Here is a 15,126-nt window from a genome sequence, read left to right as displayed (position 1 = left end):
TTCCAGGGAATGCCTCACGGGGTGAGGTCGTCGGCGATGCTCTGCAGGTTGCGTCGCATCATGTCGAGGTAGGTGCCGCCGGGTGAGCCTTCGGGGGCGAGCGATTCGGTGAACAGCGAGACGACGTCGACGTCGCGGCCGGCTTCGTCGGCGAGCACCCGCATGAGCCGATCCGGCTGCGAGGAGTCGGCGAAGATCGTCGTCACGCCGGCCTCGTCGATCGCGTCGACGAGGTCCTGCAGGTCGGCGGCGCTGGGAGCGGCGAGCGTGGTGCCCCCAGGGATCGCCGCCCCGAGGATCCGTACGTCGTAGCGGCGCGCGAGGTAAACGAAGACGTGGTGGTTCGTGACGAGCGCGCGGTGCTCGGCGGGGATCGCACCGAGGGTGTTGGCCATCTCGGCATCCAACTCGTCAAGCTGGTCGAGGTACGCCGCCGCGGCGTCGTCGACGACGGATGCCTCGACCCCGTCGATCCGTACCAGGGCGGGCGCGAGCGCCTCGACGACCCGCGCGGTCTGGGTGGGGTCGGTCCAGAAGTGGGGGTCGACGGCATCCGAGTCGGCGTAGTCCAGCGGCTCGATGTGGTCGCCCGCGACGAACGAGGTCGCCCCGTCGGCGACGGCGGCGTCGATGTGATGCTGCACGCCCTCCTCGAGCCCGAGGCCGTTGGAGACGAGGAGGTCGGCCGTGCGCAGGGTCGCGGCCTCGCGCGCCGACAGCTCGAACGAGTGCGGATCGCTGCCGCGCGGCATGAGGGTGACGACCTCGACCTCGTCGCCGACGAGGTTCGCGGTGATGTCGCCGAGCAGGTCGGTCGTGACGACGACGGTGGGACGGTCGGGTCCGGCGGCGGCGCACCCGGCGAGTGCGGCGACGCCCGCGACCAGGACCACGGCGAGCGCGCGCCTCATCGGCCCGTCTCCGCGACGAAGGCGGGGGCGTCCGCGTCGAAGGTGCGGGCGATGCGCGCGGAGTCGACGTGGTCGATCTCGAACAGGGCGTCCTCGGCGGGTCCGTTCAGGTACGTGCGGTTCGCGTCGATCTGCAGCGTGACGCCGGGGGCGAGGGCGGCATCGGCGAGGGATGCCGCCACGAGCGGCTCGGTGCGGGCGAGGTGCTTCCCGGTCTCGCCGTCGAGGACGAGCACCTCGCCCGTCGCGGTGAGCGCCACGACGTGCTGGTCGGCGTCGTCGACCGCGACGACCCGCGCAAGGGGCTCGCCGGCGTCGATGCGGGTCCACGTGCGTTCGCGGGTGTCGAGCAGCCAGAATGCGTCGCCGCCGGTCGCGCCGGCGACGGTCGGGCGACCCTCGCGTGCGGCGAACGAGACGGCGCGGTCCTCGGCGCCCGCGGGGTAGGGGATCCGCTCGAACGTGGTGCCGTCGGCATCCGTCACCGCCAGCACCGCTCCGTCGGCGCAGCCCACGACGACGCCGACGTTCGTGGTGATCGAGCCGGCGGGCTCGGTGCAGGGGACGGTCTCGAGCTCGGCGCCCGTCGCATCGACGTGGCGGAGGCCGTCGGCATCCGCCACGAGGGCGCCGGTCGGAAGCGGGACGACCATGCCGGCGCCAGCGGGCACGTCGAGGCGGAAGCGCTCCTCGAGGCGTCCCTTCTTGAGCGCGTCGAGGTCGAGGAGGACGGCCTCTCCCCCGTCGAAGTGGACGCCCGCGCCGAGGTCGCTGGCGACGACGGTCGGTTCGCCGCCGCCGGTGAGGTCGCCGAGCAGAGCGGCGGGGGCCTCGTAGTAGTGGAAGTGGTCGACGTGGTTCCAGGTCCAGACGCCGCTGTCGACGATCCCGACGCCGCCGTCGCGGCCCGCGTAGAGGAAGCGGCCGTCGGTCTCGAGCGAGGTCGGCCGGGCGATCTCGCCGAGGCTCTCGCTCGTCTCGTCGAGCAGGTCGAGGTGGTGCACCTCACCGGCCGGGGTGACGCTCGTGAGGTGCAGCGCCGGCTCGGCCAGCTCGGTCGCGCCGGCGATGGCGCCGTGCCCGTCGCCGGTCGGCTCGGGGGCGGACGCCGGCGCTGACTGGCAGCCGGCGAGGGTGAGGGCGAGGACGGGTACGAGGGCGATCGGGACGCGGCGGTTCATGCGGTCCTTTCGGCGAGGGTGGGGCGGGTGAGACGGGCGAGGGCGCGGATGCCGGTGGACACCGCGCCCGAGCAGATCGCCGTGAAGGCGACGGTGGCTCCCGCGGCGGTGCCGAGGTGCCACGAGAGGACGAGCCCGGCGGCGACGGCGACGACGCCGATGACGGCGGCGAGCAGCATCGTGGGGACGATGCGGCGGGTCCACGCGCCGGCGGCGACGGCGGGACCGAGCAGCATGCCGACCACGAGCAGCGAACCGACGGCCTGATAGGCCGAGACGACGGCGAGCGTGACGAGACCGACGAGCAGGACGTGCGCGAGGCGCGGGCGCAGCCCCAGCAGGTGCGCCTGGCGCGGGTCGACGGTGAGGGCGACGAAGGAGCGGTGTCCGGCGGCGGCGACCAGCAGCGTGACGACCGCGGCGCCTGCGAGCAGCACGAGGTCGCCCCGCTCGATCGCCAGGATGTCGCCGAAGAGGATGGCCGAGGCATCCGTCGCGAAACTGCGCGAGGCGGAGATGACGATCACGCCGAGGGAGAGGCTCGCGACGAAGAGCAGGCCGATGCTCGTGTCGGCCGACAGCCGCCCGCGGCGTTGGAGCGCGCCGACACCGACGGACATGACGGCGGCGCTGACAGCCGCGCCCGCGACGGGCGGGAAGCCGGTGAGGGTGGCGATCGCGATGCCCGGGAGCATGCCGTGGGCCATCGCCTCGCCGAGGAACGCCATGCCGCGCAGGACGACCCACGTCCCGACGACCCCGCACACGACGGCGACGAGCGCGCCGCCGAGGAGGGCGCGCTGGACGAAGGCGACGGCGAACGGGTCGAGGAGGACGGACACGGTGCCCGACTGTACACGTAATTGAGAACGGTTTTCATTTGCAATAATGGCCGGATGCCGCACCCCGACGAGTCCGTCGTCCGCCTGCGCGACGTCCGCGTCGACCTCGAGGGGCACCGCGCGCTCGACGGGGTCGACCTTGACGTGCACGCCGGACGGCTCACCGCCGTCGTCGGCGCGAACGGATCGGGGAAGTCGACGCTCGTCTCGGTGCTCGCCGGACTTCGCGCACCGACGTCGGGGTCGGTGCAGCGGCGCCCCGGCACCGCCGTCGCCCTCGTCGCGCAAAAAACCGACGGCAGCGCGCGCCTGCCGCTCACCGTCACCGACCTCGTGACGATGGGCCGGTGGCGTGAGCGCGGCGCGTTCCGCCCGCTGCGGCGGAGCGACCGGGACCGCGTCGCCGAGGCGATCGACGCGGTCGGGCTGGCGCGGCTCGCCAGGCGTCCGCTCGGCGCCCTCTCCGGCGGTCAGCGGCAGCGGGCGTTCGTCGCGCAGGCCCTCGCGCAGGACGCGGATCTGCTGCTGCTCGACGAGCCGACGAGCGGTCTCGACGACGCGTCGAGGCGGGCCGCGGCATCCGCTCTGCGTGTCGCGACGGGCAGGGGCGCGGCGGTCGTCGTCGTCACGCACGACCTCGGCGAACTCGGGGAGGTCGATGGGGTGGTGACACTGGCGGAGGGCCGGATCGGCGCGTCTGTCATGCGTGGACGGAGCCTCGAGAACGTGAGTAGCGTTGAGGGGTGACCAACGCTCCGATCGATGCCACCACCACCTCCGCCTGGGCTGAACTCGAGTCGCTGAAGGCGGGCTTCACCCCGGACCTCCGCGGCTGGTTCGCGTCGGACCCGGAGCGCGTCGCCAAGCTGACGCACGACGTCGCGGATCTGCACGTCGACCTGTCGAAGAACCTCGTGACCGACGAGGTCGTCGCCGCGCTGGTGCGTCTCGCCGAGCAGACCGGTGTCGCCGAGCGGTACGCCGCGATGCTCGCGGGCGAGCACATCAACACGACGGAGGACCGCGCCGTGCTGCACACGGCGCTCCGCCGTCCGGCAGACGCCGTGCCGTCGCTGACGGTCGACGGCCAGGATGTCGACGCCGACGTGCAGGGCGTGCTCGACGCGATGGCGGAGTTCGCCGGACGGGTGCGGTCGGGTGAGTTCACCGGCATCACGGGCAAGAAGGTCGAGACGGTCGTCAACATCGGCATCGGCGGATCGGACCTCGGTCCGGTGATGATCTCGGCGGCGCTGGAGCCGTATGCGGATGCCGGTATCTCGGCGCGCTTCATCTCGAACATCGACCCGTTCGACATCGCGTCGAAGACGAAGGACCTCGACCCCGAGACGACGCTGTTCATCGTCGCGTCGAAGACGTTCACGACGCTCGAGACGCTGACGAACGCGCGCCTCGCGCGGGATTGGCTGTGGGAGGGCCTCGCGTCGGCGGGGGCGATCGACGGCAGCGACGAGCAGAAGAAGGATGCCGTCGCCCACCATTTCGTCGCGGTGTCGACGGCGCTCGACAAGGTCGCGGAGTTCGGGATCGACACGGCGAACGCGTTCGGCTTCTGGGACTGGGTGGGTGGCCGCTACTCGGTGGATTCGGCGATCGGGCTGTCGCTCGTGATCGAGTTCGGACCCGACACGTTCCGCGAGCTGCTCGCCGGGTTCCACGCCGTGGACGAGCACGTGCGGACGACGCCGCTGGCGCAGAACGTCCCGGTCCTGATGGGGCTGTTGAACGTCTGGTACACGAATTTCTTGGGCGCGCAGTCGCACGCGGTGCTGCCGTACGCGCAGCAGTTGAGCCGGTTCGCCGCGTACCTGCAGCAGCTGACGATGGAGTCGAACGGCAAGTCGGTGCGCTGGGACGGCTCTCCCGTCACGACCGACACCGGCGAGGTGTTCTGGGGTGAGCCGGGGACGAACGGTCAGCACGCGTTCTACCAGCTGATCCACCAGGGCACGCGGCTGATCCCGGCGGACTTCATCGCGTTCGCGAACCCCGCCTACGCGCTGACCGACGGCGACCGTGACGTGCACGGACTGTTCCTGGCGAACTTCCTGGCGCAGACGAAGGCGCTCGCGTTCGGCAAGACGGCCGAGGAGGTCGAGGCCGAGGGCACGACCGGCACGCTCGTCGCCGCGCGGACGTTCCCCGGCAACCGTCCGACGACGTCGATCTTCGCGCCGTCGTTGACGCCGCGGGTGCTGGGCGAGCTCGTCGCGCTGTACGAGCACATCACCTTCACGCAGGGCGTGATCTGGGGCATCAACTCGTTCGACCAGTGGGGTGTGGAGCTCGGCAAGCAGCTCGCCATGCAGATCGCGCCGGCGATCGAGGGCGACGGCGACGCGTTCGAGTCGCAGGATGCCTCGACCAAGGCGCTGCTGGAGTACTACCGCGACCACCGGGCCTGAGGGTCCGGATGCGCCTCGAGATCGAGGTCGGGGGCTGAGAGCACGACTGTTGCGGCCCTGAACTCGTCCGGTTCACGAACGTGGAATGGACCTTGATCCCCATGGCCGACGGTCCATTCCTCGAGACGCATCACGGATTGGATGAGACGGACGGCCCCGAGGTCATCGACGTCACCGGCACGATCGTGGAGCTGGAGGCCATCGAGCGAGATGGCTCGCGCACGACGATCGCACGAGTGCCCAGCGGGCGCGCCCTCCGCGGGATGCACGAGGACGACGCGGGTGACGTCATCGAGCTGTACACCGACCGCCTCATCGACGTATCTGACGATGGCTTCATCGTGACGGTCGACGTCGCGGACTGAGATCGCACCGCAGGGCGGGCAGTGTCGTTCGCCGGCCCGGTGGCGTGGTGGCTCCGTGGCCTGGTGGCCTGGGAGGCCCCTGGCTTCGGTGCGTCCGCTGATCACTAGAACGGTGGCGGTCCGGGTGGGTCGACGGTGAAGGTGGGGATGCGGCGTTCGGGCTGGACGAGGTAGACCCGGCCGGCGGGTGAGGTCCATTCGAGTGCGCCGCCGGGTTTGGCTCTGACCTGCCAGTCGGATTGGTGTTTGAGGGTGTGATGCCCGCGGCACAGCGGGGCGAGGTTGTCGGCGGCGGTGTTCCCGCCGTGCTGCCAGTCGGTGGTGTGGTCGAGGTCGCACCGGTCGGCGGGGATGCCGCATCCCGGCGCCATGCACCGGGCGGCCCGCCAGGTGACCAGCCGTCGGAGGTCGGCGGGTGGCCGGTAGTGCTCCCGTCCGACGGAGAGGACGACCCCGGTCTCGGGGTGGGTGAGCACCCGCATCCACCCCGATGCCGCCCCGCACAACTCCCGCGCCTTATCGAGCGGGATCGGGCCGACGCCATCGACCTGCGCGGCCGGGCCGTCACCGGTGAGGAGGGTGAGGGCGGGGACGGTGATCGCGACGGTGGGGCGGATACCGCGCGCGGTCTCGGGCAGCGCGTCGGTTTCGCCGTCGAGGAGGAGGTCCCCGAGCACGTCGGCGCGTTTCTGATCCAGGGTGCGCTCGTCGTCGGCGGAGTCGAGCGTCTTCGCGATCGCGGTGAGACGCCCGGCGATCGCGTGTGCTTCCACTGCGGGGAGGTGTGCGGTGAGCCACGCCATCCCATCCACCCCCGCATCCACCCGCACGTGCCGGTGCGCGACGGCGGCGGCGTGCTGCTCCGCCAGGGTCGCTTCCTGCTCCCGGTCGACGATGCGTTTCATCGCCCGCCGGAACGGCCCGGTCGGGAGCTCCTGGGCCAGGCTCAGCACCTCAGACACCAGCCCGGCGGTCACGTCGTCGAGCTGGTCGAGCCCGTCGACGATGATCGTCGCGTGGGTGTCGGTGATGTCCGCGCGGCTCATCGCCTCCCACACCTGCGGGTACCGGCGCAGCAGCGCGTGCCCGACACCCATCAACCGTCCCGCCGCGTGTTCGGTGATCCGCAGCGCGGATGCGACTTCGAGTCGCACCGACCGTTCCACGAACGCGACCGGTTCCTCCCGGCGGCGNNAGCACCACCCAGTCCAGCGTCGACGGGATCCCCTCCGGGACCTCGTCGCGAGCATCGGCTGAACTGGACATAGTCCCAGACTAGGAGGGGGTTCCGACATCGATTCCGGCACCGTGGCCTCGCGCTCGACACCCCCGAAACGCCTGCCTCGCCACCCCCGGCATCCCCCTTCCCCCGAACGGCACCCGGGCCTCTCCACCACCGCTCCCCTGTCACGAAGTGCAGCCCGCCACGGCATGTTGCGACAGGCGAGCGAACCCACCCGGCGCCGCCCACCTTCCCCCGTCGCAAAGCGCCGCAGGCGGCGGCGTGTTGCGACAGGCGAAGGCCGCCCCCGGCATCCCCTCTCCTGAACGGCACCGGGCCCCGGCGCCGCCCCTTCCTCTGTCACGAAGTGCAAGCCACCACGGCATGTTGCGGCAGGCGAACGCCGCCCCTGCCCGAACCACACCGCGGCGTGACGGCACGCGCTAGCGTGCAGGCATGCGCGGACGCAGACTCACCTGGACGATCGGCGGCGTCGGACTGATCGGCGCGGGTGTCGCCGGGATGCTGCAGAGCGCCACCCCGGGAACACCCCTCACCGACACGCTCGCCCTCCTCGTCGACATCCTGTGGGCGGCGTCGGTCCTCGTGTTCGCGATCGGGTCGTCGGCGCACGACAGCGTCACCGCGCGGAGGCCGCTCGGCACGATCGCACTCATCCTCCTCGCGCTCTGGTCGCCCGCGATGCGGGTCGTCGGCCTGTTCCAGGACCCGACGAACCCGACGCCGATCGTCCCGTGGGAGGTCACCATCCTCGTCCCACTCGCGCTCAGCCTCGTCGCCGTCGTGCAGATCGCGCGCGCCGGTGTCGTGCCGCGCCGGTGGCGGTGGATGCCGGCGATCGCCCTCGGTGTGCAGGTGGCATCGGTCGCCCTCGGCCAGCTCCTCATGATGGACCGGGCGACCGCGATGCAGACCGTCGGACTCGCCTCCGCGCTCGGGATTCTCGGCTTCCTCGCCGGCACCCTGGGCCTCGGCATCGTCGCTCTTCTCGCGGTCGCGTCGGAACGCCCGGCATCCGTGCCCGTGTTCTCCTCGCCGAACGACTCACCCACCGACTGACCCTGGACAACTCCCAGCCGCAGCGGGACCCTGGTCGCACACCTCGGCGAAGGAGACGACCATGTTCCAGGTGGACGGCGCGTACAGCGGCTTCGCGGTCGACGACATCGATGCGGCGCGAGAGTTCTATGCCGACACCCTCGGCCTGGAGGTCGTCACACTCGACAACGGCTTCCTGCAGCTCCACCTGGCGTCGGGAGCCGCTGTGCTCATCTATGCGAAGCCGCACCACGAGCCGGCCGGCTTCACGATCCTCAACTTCCCCGTCGACGACGTCGACGCCGCCGTCGACGAGCTCAACGCGAAGGGTGTCGAGACCGCGATCTACGACGACATGCCCACCGACTCGAAGGGCATCATGCGCGAGACGGGCGGCCCGGTGATCGCATGGTTCCGCGACCCGGCCGGCAACGTGCTCGCCGTGCACGAGCGCTGAGGATCAGGCCTCCCAGTACCCCACCGCGCACAGCAGCCGCGTTTCGTCGTCGGCACCCGCGGGCGGTTCGATCGCGGGCGGGAACACACCCCACTGACGCCACTCGTCGGCGTGCGGCACGACGTGCTCGTTCAACCCCGCGATGAGCTCGGGCGACAGGTGGAACGGGATGCCGAGCCGTTTCGCGATCAGCCACGCCTGGAACGCGCGGTACGTCGCCAGGTGCGCGTACCCCTCGTCGGCGGGGTAGTCGCCGTACTGGAAGCGGAACCTCGTCCCGGGCTCGACACCTTCACGCACCGCAGCGGTCGCGGTGTCGTTCAGCCGGTCGTACGACGCGATCGGGTCGTCGCCGAGCAGGTCCGCGTTCCGGAACTCGTCGCCGTCGGCGACCGACTTCCCGGCGAGGACATCGGGGACCCACGCCTCGTCGTACGCGTGCGCGAAGAGGATGTCGCGGAAGGTGGGGTCAGGGGTGGACGTCCACTCCTGCGGCGCCGGCTTCGACAGGTCGGCCGCGTCGATGCGATCGATGACGGAGCGCAACGCGGCATCCGCCTGGAGGAACAGCTCATCGGCTCTCATGGCGACACCGTACGACCGGCCCCCGACACCGTCACGCCCCGTGCACGTGGATGCGCTCGCCCGACGAGCTGAAGATGCTCACCACCTCGGCCGGTCCGTCCGAGCTGGCGCTGATGCTGTGCGGCAGGCGGGTGTCGAACTCCGCCGCCTCGCCCGCCCCGATGAGATGCTCCCGCCCGTCGAGCACGAGCCGGATCGTGCCGCTCAGGACGTAGAACCACTCCACCCCCTCGTGCACCTTCGGCGACGGCGCGGCACGAGAGGCGGGGAAGCGGATCTTGTACGTCTGCACCGGCGAGTGCTCGAGCGTGAGCGGCGCGACCACTCTGCCGTGTCGCCGCTCGGTCGCCCGCCGCACCCGCGGGTCGGCGGGCTCCCCGCGCACGAGGTCGTCGAGACGCAGATCGAGGACCGACACGAGGGGCAGCAGCAGTTCGAGGGATGCCTGGCGTCGCCCGGACTCCAGCCGCGAGAGCGTGCTCGTCGACATCCCCGCCTTCGACGCGAGGTCGGCCAAGGTCCATCCTCGCTGCTGCCGCGCCGCGCGCAGCCGCGCACCGACCCGACTGAGATCCATCGTCATGCAGATCAGTTTGCCATTTCCGCAAGACCGTTTGCCGAAAGCACGGCCACCGACACAGGGTGGAGTCATGACAGACATCCGCTACGACGCCGTCATCGTGGGCGGCGGCACCGCCGGCCTCAGCGCCGCCCAGATGCTCGGCCGCGCCCGCCGCCGCACCCTCGTGATCGACGCCGGCGCACCCCGCAACCGTTTCGCCGCGCACATGCACGGCGTCCTCGGTCACGACGGCCGCTCCCCCGCCGACCTCCTCGAGACCGGACGCGCCGAAGCCCGCGCCTACGGGGTCGAGTTCCTCGACGGCGTCGTCCTGTCGCTCACCGACGCCGGTCACCGGATCACCGTCACCCACGAGCGCGGAGAGGTCTCCGCCCGGGGCGTCGTGCTCACGACGGGTGTCGTCGACGACCTGCCCGAGATCCCCGGGCTCCGCGAGCAGTGGGGCCGCAGCGTCTTCCACTGTCCGTACTGCCACGGCTACGAGGTCGCGGGCCGCCGCCTCGGCGTGCTCGCGACGTCGCCCGCGAGCCTGCATCAGATCGAGCTCATCCGGCAGTGGAGCGATGACGTGACGGCGTTCACGGCCGCGATGGGCGAGCTCGACGAGACGGTCGCGGGCCGCCTCTCGGCGCGCGGCATCCGGATCGTCACCTCCCCCGTCACCCGACTGCGCACCGAGGACGACGCGATCGTCGCGGCCGTGACGGCGGACGGGACCGCGCACCCGATCGACGCCCTGCTCACCGCGCCGACGCCCCGGCTGAGCCTCGCCTTCGCCGAGAACCTGGCCCTCGCCGTGTCCGACACCCCGGGCGACGGGCTCCGTGTCGACATGCGCGGCGCCACCAGCCACCCGCGCGTGTTCGCCGCCGGCAACGTCGTCACGCCGTTCGGCAACGTGCCGCTGTCGATGGGTCAGGGATCGATGGCGGGCGCCGGGCTCAACGCGGCGCTCGTGACGGAGGACGCGGCGCGCGCGTCACTCCTGCGCGGCTGAGGCAGCCGCCGCGGCGGCACGTGCCAGCCACGCGGGTGGCTCGCCGTACCGCTGGAACGGCACGAGCCGCCCCGCCGCCGAGTCCTCGACGAGCGTCGCGAGCCGGTCGGCACGCGTCTGCTCGCGCTTCGCGCTCTGCACCCAGTTCGCGACCGCCCGCCGGTACGACGGCGTCGCGGCATCCCAGAACGCCTGCGCGGCGGAGTTCGCGGCGAGGGATGCCGCCTGTTCCGCCGTCAGCTCGTTGCGTTGCTCGTGCGAGTAGACCCCGGTGAGGTCGGCCGTCCGCTTCTCGAACGCGGCGAGCCCGGCCGGGTGCATCCGCCCCTCGGCCTGCAGGCGTTCGACGTGCGCGATGTTGACGGCGCTCCACACCGAGCGAGGCTTCCGCGGCGTCCACCGCTGGATGCGGGCTCCGTCGCCGATGCCGCGGCTGATCGAGTCGATCCACCCGAAGCGCAGCGCCTCGGGCACCGCGTCGGCCCACGTCAGACCGAGGCGCGGGTCGCCCTTCCGGTAGAAGACGGTCCAGACCTCGGGCGCCGTCGCGTGGTGCGCCTCGAGCCAGTCACCGAACTCCGTCGCCGAGGCGAAGAAGATCGGTTCGGATGCCGGTTCCACCATGGTCGCGAAGCTACCACCGGCATCCGACTCCGCTCAGCGCAGCTGCAGGCTGTTCCAGGCGCCGGGCTCGTCGAGCTCGCCGTAGACGACCTCGGCGCCGCCTGCGGAGACGGATGCCGCGCACACGAGCAGCGACAGCGTCGGATACCCGTGCGAGCGGTTGTCGCGGATGATCGCGCGGTCGTCGGTCGGCGGCAGCGCCGTCGTGCGCTCGAGCGCACCCAGCCAGTCCGCCACCCAGTCGTCGTCCGCCGGCGCGGCGAAGGCATCATGCCACGCGACGATGCGCGCGGTCTTCGGGTCGTCGACGTCGTCGTGCGCGATCATGTGCACGCCCGGGGCGAGGTCGACGGTGCGGACGGCGGCGCCGTCCCACATCGCGACGCGCGCACGACCGGGGGTCACCGTCAGGAGGTTGAAACCGTGGGTCGGCGGGGTGTCCGGCAGCCCGCCCCCGGAGGCGGCGTCGAGCACGATGTGCCCGCGCGAGCCCGTCGCGAGGGTGTCGTCGATGAGGTCGGCGCGGTTGAGGACGACGGCCAGACGCGCACCGGCGGGATCGGCCGCGAGCCACGCGCCGCCGGCCCGGGTGTCGCGCACCCCGATGACACCGGGACGGTCCGGCCACCAGGCGCCGAGCGGATCCCATGCGCGCCCCGGGTCCTCGTCGCGCACGGCGAGCAGCCGGATCGCCGCGGCGGGATCCTCCGGGACGTGGACGATGACGGTGCACATCGTTCCGACCTTTCGCGTCCGACCCCATGGGAGGATCGGACCATGTTCGTCGTCGTGGGCGTCTCGGGCGGCATCGCCGCGTACAAGACGGTGCAGGTGGTCCGTGCGCTGGTGACCAACGGGCACGAGGTGCACGTTGTTCCCACCGAGGACGCGCTCCGCTTCGTGGGGACCACCACGTGGGAGGCGATCAGCCGCCATCCTGTCACGACGAGCGTGCACGACGACGTCGCCGAGGTGCGTCACGTCGCCCTCGGCACGCAGGCCGACCTCGTGATCGTCGCGCCGGCGACCGCCAACACGCTCGCGAAGATGGCCGCCGGGATCTCCGACAACCTGCTCGGCGTCACCCTCCTCGCGACGACCGCGCCCGTCGTCGTCGCCCCGGCGATGCACACGGCCATGTGGGACCACGCCGCGACGCAGGCGAACATCGCGACCCTCCGTGAGCGCGGGATTCGCATCGTCGGGCCCGCCGACGGACCGCTGACCGGCGGCGACAGCGGACCGGGGCGCATGGTCGAACCTGACGAGATCGTCGCGGCGGCCCTCGCCGCCGCCGGAGCCGTCGATGTCGTCGGAGCCCCGGCATCCGATCTCGCGGACCTCCGCGTCGCGGTGTCGACCGGCGGAACGCGCGAACCGATCGACCCGGTGCGCTACCTCGGCAACCGCTCCAGCGGAAAGCAGGGTGTCGCCGTCGCCCTCGCCGCTGCCGACCGGGGCGCGTACGTCCACCTCGTCGCCGCGCACGTCGAGGGCACCGTGCTCGATCGCGCCCTGCACCACCCGAGGATCGCCGTCGAGCGCGCACTCACGGCCGCGGAGATGGATGCCTCGATGCGGGCCGCGGCCGGCGAGGCCGACGTCGTCGTGATGGCCGCCGCGGTCGCCGACTTCTCGGTTCCCGAAGTCTCGGACGTCAAGATCCGCAAGGAGGACGGCACGCTCACGCTCGATCTGATCGAGAACCCCGACATCCTCGCCGGCCTCGTCCGGGACCGCCGTCCGGCACAGACCCTCGTCGGGTTCGCGGCCGAGACCGCGGCCGACGAGGCGGAGCTGCGCGAGCGCGGCATCCGTAAGCGCGCGCGGAAAGGTGTGGACCTTCTCGCCGTGAACCGCGTCGGCTGGACCCAGGGCTTCGAGTCGGGCGAGAACGCCGTGCTGTTCGTCGACGCGTCGGACGAGGTCACCGCCCGCGCGAGCGGGACGAAGCGCGCCGTCGCCGACGCGCTCTGGGACGCCGTGCTGCGCCTGCGCTGACCGCGCCGTCGCGCGGAACCCGCGGCATCCGATCCGTCGCGCACTCCGAATCATCGGTGTGCCGCAGATTCACACTCCCCTTCTCGCGCCCGCGGACGGGTACCGCAACGTCACCGACCTGCTCGTCCGGCGGGCCGAGCGCGCGCCGGATCACGCCGCGTTCGACGTCCCGGTCGGCGACGGATCGTGGCGTCAGGTGTCGACGGCGCAGTTCCTCGCCGACGTCCGTCGGCTCGCGAAGGGGTTCGTCGCCGCCGGGGTCGCCGCCGGTGACAGCCTCGCGATCCTCGCCTCGACCCGCTACGAGTGGGCGGTCGCCGACCTCGCCGCGTGGTTCGCCGGCGCCGTCGTCGTCCCCGTCTACGAGACGTCCGCGCCCGTCCAGGTCGCCGGCATCGTGCGCGACGCCGACGTCGTGCTCGGCGTCGGGGGGACCGAGGCGCAGACCCGGCTGCTCGCGGACGCCTTCGCCGAGACCGGCACCGGCCGGCTCGGGGCGTACGCGATGGACCCGCGCGACCGGGTGACCGGCGGCATCCCGGTCCTCGACGACCTGCGTGCGCGCGCCGACGAGGTGACGGATGCCGACCTCGAGGAGCGTCGCAGCGCCGCCGACCGCGACGCACCCGCGACCATCGTCTACACCTCGGGCACGACCGGCGAACCCAAGGGCGCCGTGCTCACGCACGAGAACTTCCTCGGCCAGGTGCTCAACATCGCCGCGGCGTACGGCGAGGTCGTCCACGAGCGCGGGAACACGATCATCTTCCTGCCCCTCGCGCACGTCCTCGCGCGGGGTCTGCAGCTGATCTGCCTCGCGAACGGCATGCGGATCGCCCACCTCAGCGAGCCGAGCACCGTCGTCGAGACCCTGCCGGTCCTGCGGCCGACGTTCCTCGTGGTCGTCCCGCGCGTCCTCGAGCGGATCCAGGCGGCCGCCGCGCAGAAAGCGGATGCCGCGCACCTCACCCGTGTCTGGCGCGCGGCCGTCGCCACGGCCGTCTCGAGCGGGCGGGCTGCGGAGCGCAGCGCGGACGGGCGGGCACCGGCATCCGTCCGTCGCCGCTTGTTCGAGGCGCTGTTCTACCGGCGCCTGCGCGCCGTGATGGGCGGCCGGGTGGACTACATCCTGTCGGGCGGGGCGCGGCTCGACCCCGAGGTGTCGCTATTCTTCCGCGGGATCGGTGTGCCCGTGATCGAGGGGTACGGCCTCACCGAGACCACGGCACCGCTCACCGGCAACCTGCCTGGCGACATCCGCGCCGGGACCGTCGGGCGTCCACTCCCCGGCTCGACGGTGCGGATCGACGAGGACGGCGAGATCCTCGCGAAGGGGATCGGCGTCTTCCGCGGCTACCGCGACCCCGCGCACGACGCCGACGCGTTCATCGACGGGTTCTTCCGCACCGGAGACCTCGGCCGCTTCGACGCGGACGGGCGACTCGTCATCGAGGGGCGCGCGAAGGACGTCATCGTCACCTCCACGGGCAAGACCGTCGTCCCGGCGCCGTGGGAGTTCGCCGTCGAAGCGGACCCGCTCGTCTCGCACGCCGTCATGGTCGGCGAGGGCCGCTCGTACCTGTCGGCGCTCATCCTGCTCGACCCCGAGGAGGTCGCCGCGCGCGGCGGCGCTCCCGTCGGCGGTGCGCTGCGCGAGGTGGCCGACGCGGACCTGCGCGCCCGCATCCAGCGGAGCATCGACGCCGCCAATGCGCGCGTCGCCCGCAGCGAGCAGGTGCGACGGTTCGTCCTCGTCGCGGCCGACCTCGCCGACACGACCATCGTCACCCCGACGCTCAAGATCAAGCGTCGCATCCTGCTCGAGCGCGGCTCCGACGTCGTCGCCGCCCTCTACCGCTGACCTCACCCGAAA

General features: G+C 72.1%; 16 protein-coding genes. 8 read left to right on the top strand and 8 right to left on the bottom strand.

Features of this window, described 5'->3' with window-relative positions:
• Positions 1-14 precede the first annotated feature (14 nt).
• From AYL44_RS13970 to aztB, 3 genes are read right to left on the bottom strand one after another with little or no spacing between them, the layout of a single operon-like run.
• On the bottom strand, positions 15-911 hold the full coding sequence (locus tag AYL44_RS13970) for a metal ABC transporter substrate-binding protein (protein WP_064003875.1): 897 nt from the start codon (positions 909-911) through the stop codon (positions 15-17).
• The gene (locus AYL44_RS13965) at positions 908-2,092 is read right to left on the bottom strand and encodes a hypothetical protein (protein WP_064003874.1); all 1,185 of its coding nucleotides are present in this window, start codon (positions 2,090-2,092) and stop codon (positions 908-910) included. Before AYL44_RS13965 ends, AYL44_RS13970 begins: the two co-directional genes overlap by 4 nt.
• A complete protein-coding gene (gene aztB / locus AYL44_RS13960) occupies positions 2,089-2,934 on the bottom strand; it encodes a zinc ABC transporter permease AztB (protein ID WP_064003873.1) in 846 nt (281 codons plus the stop codon). Before aztB ends, AYL44_RS13965 begins: the two co-directional genes overlap by 4 nt.
• Before the next feature lie 54 nt (positions 2,935-2,988).
• On the opposite strand from aztB, the gene aztA reads away from it, so the two are divergent.
• The 3 genes from aztA (at position 2,989) to AYL44_RS13945 (ending at position 5,725) form a co-directional block, all read left to right on the top strand.
• Positions 2,989-3,681 (top strand): zinc ABC transporter ATP-binding protein AztA, encoded by a 693-nt coding sequence (gene aztA, locus AYL44_RS13955; protein ID WP_064003872.1) that lies wholly within the window; start codon positions 2,989-2,991, stop codon positions 3,679-3,681.
• Positions 3,678-5,360, top strand: coding sequence for a glucose-6-phosphate isomerase (gene pgi / locus AYL44_RS13950; protein WP_064003871.1), 1,683 nt, complete (start codon positions 3,678-3,680; stop codon positions 5,358-5,360). The genes aztA and pgi overlap by 4 nt, the downstream gene beginning before the upstream one ends.
• A 101-nt stretch (positions 5,361-5,461) precedes the next feature.
• Positions 5,462-5,725 carry a hypothetical protein gene (locus AYL44_RS13945; RefSeq protein WP_064003870.1) on the top strand — a complete coding sequence of 88 codons (264 nt, stop codon included), beginning with the start codon at positions 5,462-5,464 and terminating at the stop codon, positions 5,723-5,725.
• A gap of 104 nt (positions 5,726-5,829) precedes the next feature.
• Here the strand turns inward: AYL44_RS13945 and AYL44_RS13940 are convergent, their stop codons facing one another.
• Positions 5,830-6,975, bottom strand: coding sequence for an HNH endonuclease signature motif containing protein (locus tag AYL44_RS13940; protein WP_082886219.1), 1,146 nt, complete (start codon positions 6,973-6,975; stop codon positions 5,830-5,832).
• Between the two features lie 428 nt (positions 6,976-7,403).
• Between AYL44_RS13940 and AYL44_RS13935 the strand changes: the two genes are divergently transcribed.
• Positions 7,404-8,027, top strand: a complete 624-nt coding sequence (locus AYL44_RS13935; RefSeq protein ID WP_064003869.1) for a hypothetical protein — start codon at positions 7,404-7,406, stop codon at positions 8,025-8,027.
• 61 nt (positions 8,028-8,088) lie between these two features.
• On the top strand, positions 8,089-8,463 hold the full coding sequence (locus AYL44_RS13930; protein WP_064003868.1) for a VOC family protein: 375 nt from the start codon (positions 8,089-8,091) through the stop codon (positions 8,461-8,463).
• Between the two features lie 3 nt (positions 8,464-8,466).
• Here AYL44_RS13930 and AYL44_RS13925 read toward each other — a convergent pair whose 3' ends face one another.
• Both AYL44_RS13925 and AYL44_RS13920 read right to left on the bottom strand, forming a co-directional pair.
• The gene (locus tag AYL44_RS13925; RefSeq protein ID WP_064003867.1) at positions 8,467-9,048 is read right to left on the bottom strand and encodes a hypothetical protein; all 582 of its coding nucleotides are present in this window, start codon (positions 9,046-9,048) and stop codon (positions 8,467-8,469) included.
• Between the two features lie 31 nt (positions 9,049-9,079).
• Entirely contained in the window at positions 9,080-9,631 is a 552-nt protein-coding gene (locus AYL44_RS13920) for a helix-turn-helix domain-containing protein (protein ID WP_064003866.1), read from the bottom strand.
• Positions 9,632-9,698: 67 nt separating this feature from the next.
• Here AYL44_RS13920 and AYL44_RS13915 point away from each other — a divergent pair, with 67 nt between their 5' ends.
• Entirely contained in the window at positions 9,699-10,628 is a 930-nt protein-coding gene (locus AYL44_RS13915) for an NAD(P)/FAD-dependent oxidoreductase (protein ID WP_064003865.1), read from the top strand.
• Here the strand turns inward: AYL44_RS13915 and AYL44_RS13910 are convergent.
• A complete protein-coding gene (locus AYL44_RS13910) occupies positions 10,611-11,252 on the bottom strand; it encodes a YdeI/OmpD-associated family protein (protein WP_064003864.1) in 642 nt (213 codons plus the stop codon). The genes AYL44_RS13915 and AYL44_RS13910 overlap by 18 nt on opposite strands.
• 33 nt (positions 11,253-11,285) lie before the next feature.
• Positions 11,286-11,987 carry an NRDE family protein gene (locus AYL44_RS13905; protein WP_064003863.1) on the bottom strand — a complete coding sequence of 234 codons (702 nt, stop codon included), beginning with the start codon at positions 11,985-11,987 and terminating at the stop codon, positions 11,286-11,288.
• 42 nt (positions 11,988-12,029) lie between these two features.
• Here AYL44_RS13905 and coaBC point away from each other — a divergent pair, with 42 nt between their 5' ends.
• Entirely contained in the window at positions 12,030-13,253 is a 1,224-nt protein-coding gene (gene coaBC / locus AYL44_RS13900; protein ID WP_064003862.1) for a bifunctional phosphopantothenoylcysteine decarboxylase/phosphopantothenate--cysteine ligase CoaBC, read from the top strand.
• Positions 13,254-13,311: 58 nt separating this feature from the next.
• Complete coding sequence (locus AYL44_RS13895; protein ID WP_064003861.1) at positions 13,312-15,114, top strand: AMP-dependent synthetase/ligase; 1,803 nt, start codon at positions 13,312-13,314, stop codon at positions 15,112-15,114.
• The last annotated feature ends 12 nt before the right edge of the window (positions 15,115-15,126 follow it).

The organism is Microbacterium oleivorans (genome assembly GCF_001644225.1).
Taxonomy (GTDB): domain Bacteria; phylum Actinomycetota; class Actinomycetes; order Actinomycetales; family Microbacteriaceae; genus Microbacterium; species Microbacterium gawkjiense.
The sequence above is the reverse complement of the archived record's forward strand: the minus strand, read 5'-3'. Positions and strand labels throughout refer to the sequence as shown.

What these genes read in the sequence shown, in the direction of transcription:
- AYL44_RS13970 (WP_064003875.1), bottom strand. Translation starts at nt 911, where the DNA reads ATGAGGCGCGCGCTCGCCGTGGTCCTGGTCGCGGGCGTCGCCGCACTC.
- AYL44_RS13965 (WP_064003874.1), bottom strand. Translation starts at nt 2,092, where the DNA reads ATGAACCGCCGCGTCCCGATCGCCCTCGTACCCGTCCTCGCCCTCACC.
- aztA (WP_064003872.1), top strand. Translation starts at nt 2,989, where the DNA reads ATGCCGCACCCCGACGAGTCCGTCGTCCGCCTGCGCGACGTCCGCGTC.
- AYL44_RS13945 (WP_064003870.1), top strand. Translation starts at nt 5,462, where the DNA reads ATGGCCGACGGTCCATTCCTCGAGACGCATCACGGATTGGATGAGACG.
- AYL44_RS13935 (WP_064003869.1), top strand. Translation starts at nt 7,404, where the DNA reads ATGCGCGGACGCAGACTCACCTGGACGATCGGCGGCGTCGGACTGATC.
- AYL44_RS13930 (WP_064003868.1), top strand. Translation starts at nt 8,089, where the DNA reads ATGTTCCAGGTGGACGGCGCGTACAGCGGCTTCGCGGTCGACGACATC.
- AYL44_RS13925 (WP_064003867.1), bottom strand. Translation starts at nt 9,048, where the DNA reads ATGAGAGCCGATGAGCTGTTCCTCCAGGCGGATGCCGCGTTGCGCTCC.
- AYL44_RS13920 (WP_064003866.1), bottom strand. Translation starts at nt 9,631, where the DNA reads ATGACGATGGATCTCAGTCGGGTCGGTGCGCGGCTGCGCGCGGCGCGG.
- AYL44_RS13915 (WP_064003865.1), top strand. Translation starts at nt 9,699, where the DNA reads ATGACAGACATCCGCTACGACGCCGTCATCGTGGGCGGCGGCACCGCC.
- AYL44_RS13910 (WP_064003864.1), bottom strand. Translation starts at nt 11,252, where the DNA reads ATGGTGGAACCGGCATCCGAACCGATCTTCTTCGCCTCGGCGACGGAG.
- AYL44_RS13905 (WP_064003863.1), bottom strand. Translation starts at nt 11,987, where the DNA reads ATGTGCACCGTCATCGTCCACGTCCCGGAGGATCCCGCCGCGGCGATC.
- coaBC (WP_064003862.1), top strand. Translation starts at nt 12,030, where the DNA reads ATGTTCGTCGTCGTGGGCGTCTCGGGCGGCATCGCCGCGTACAAGACG.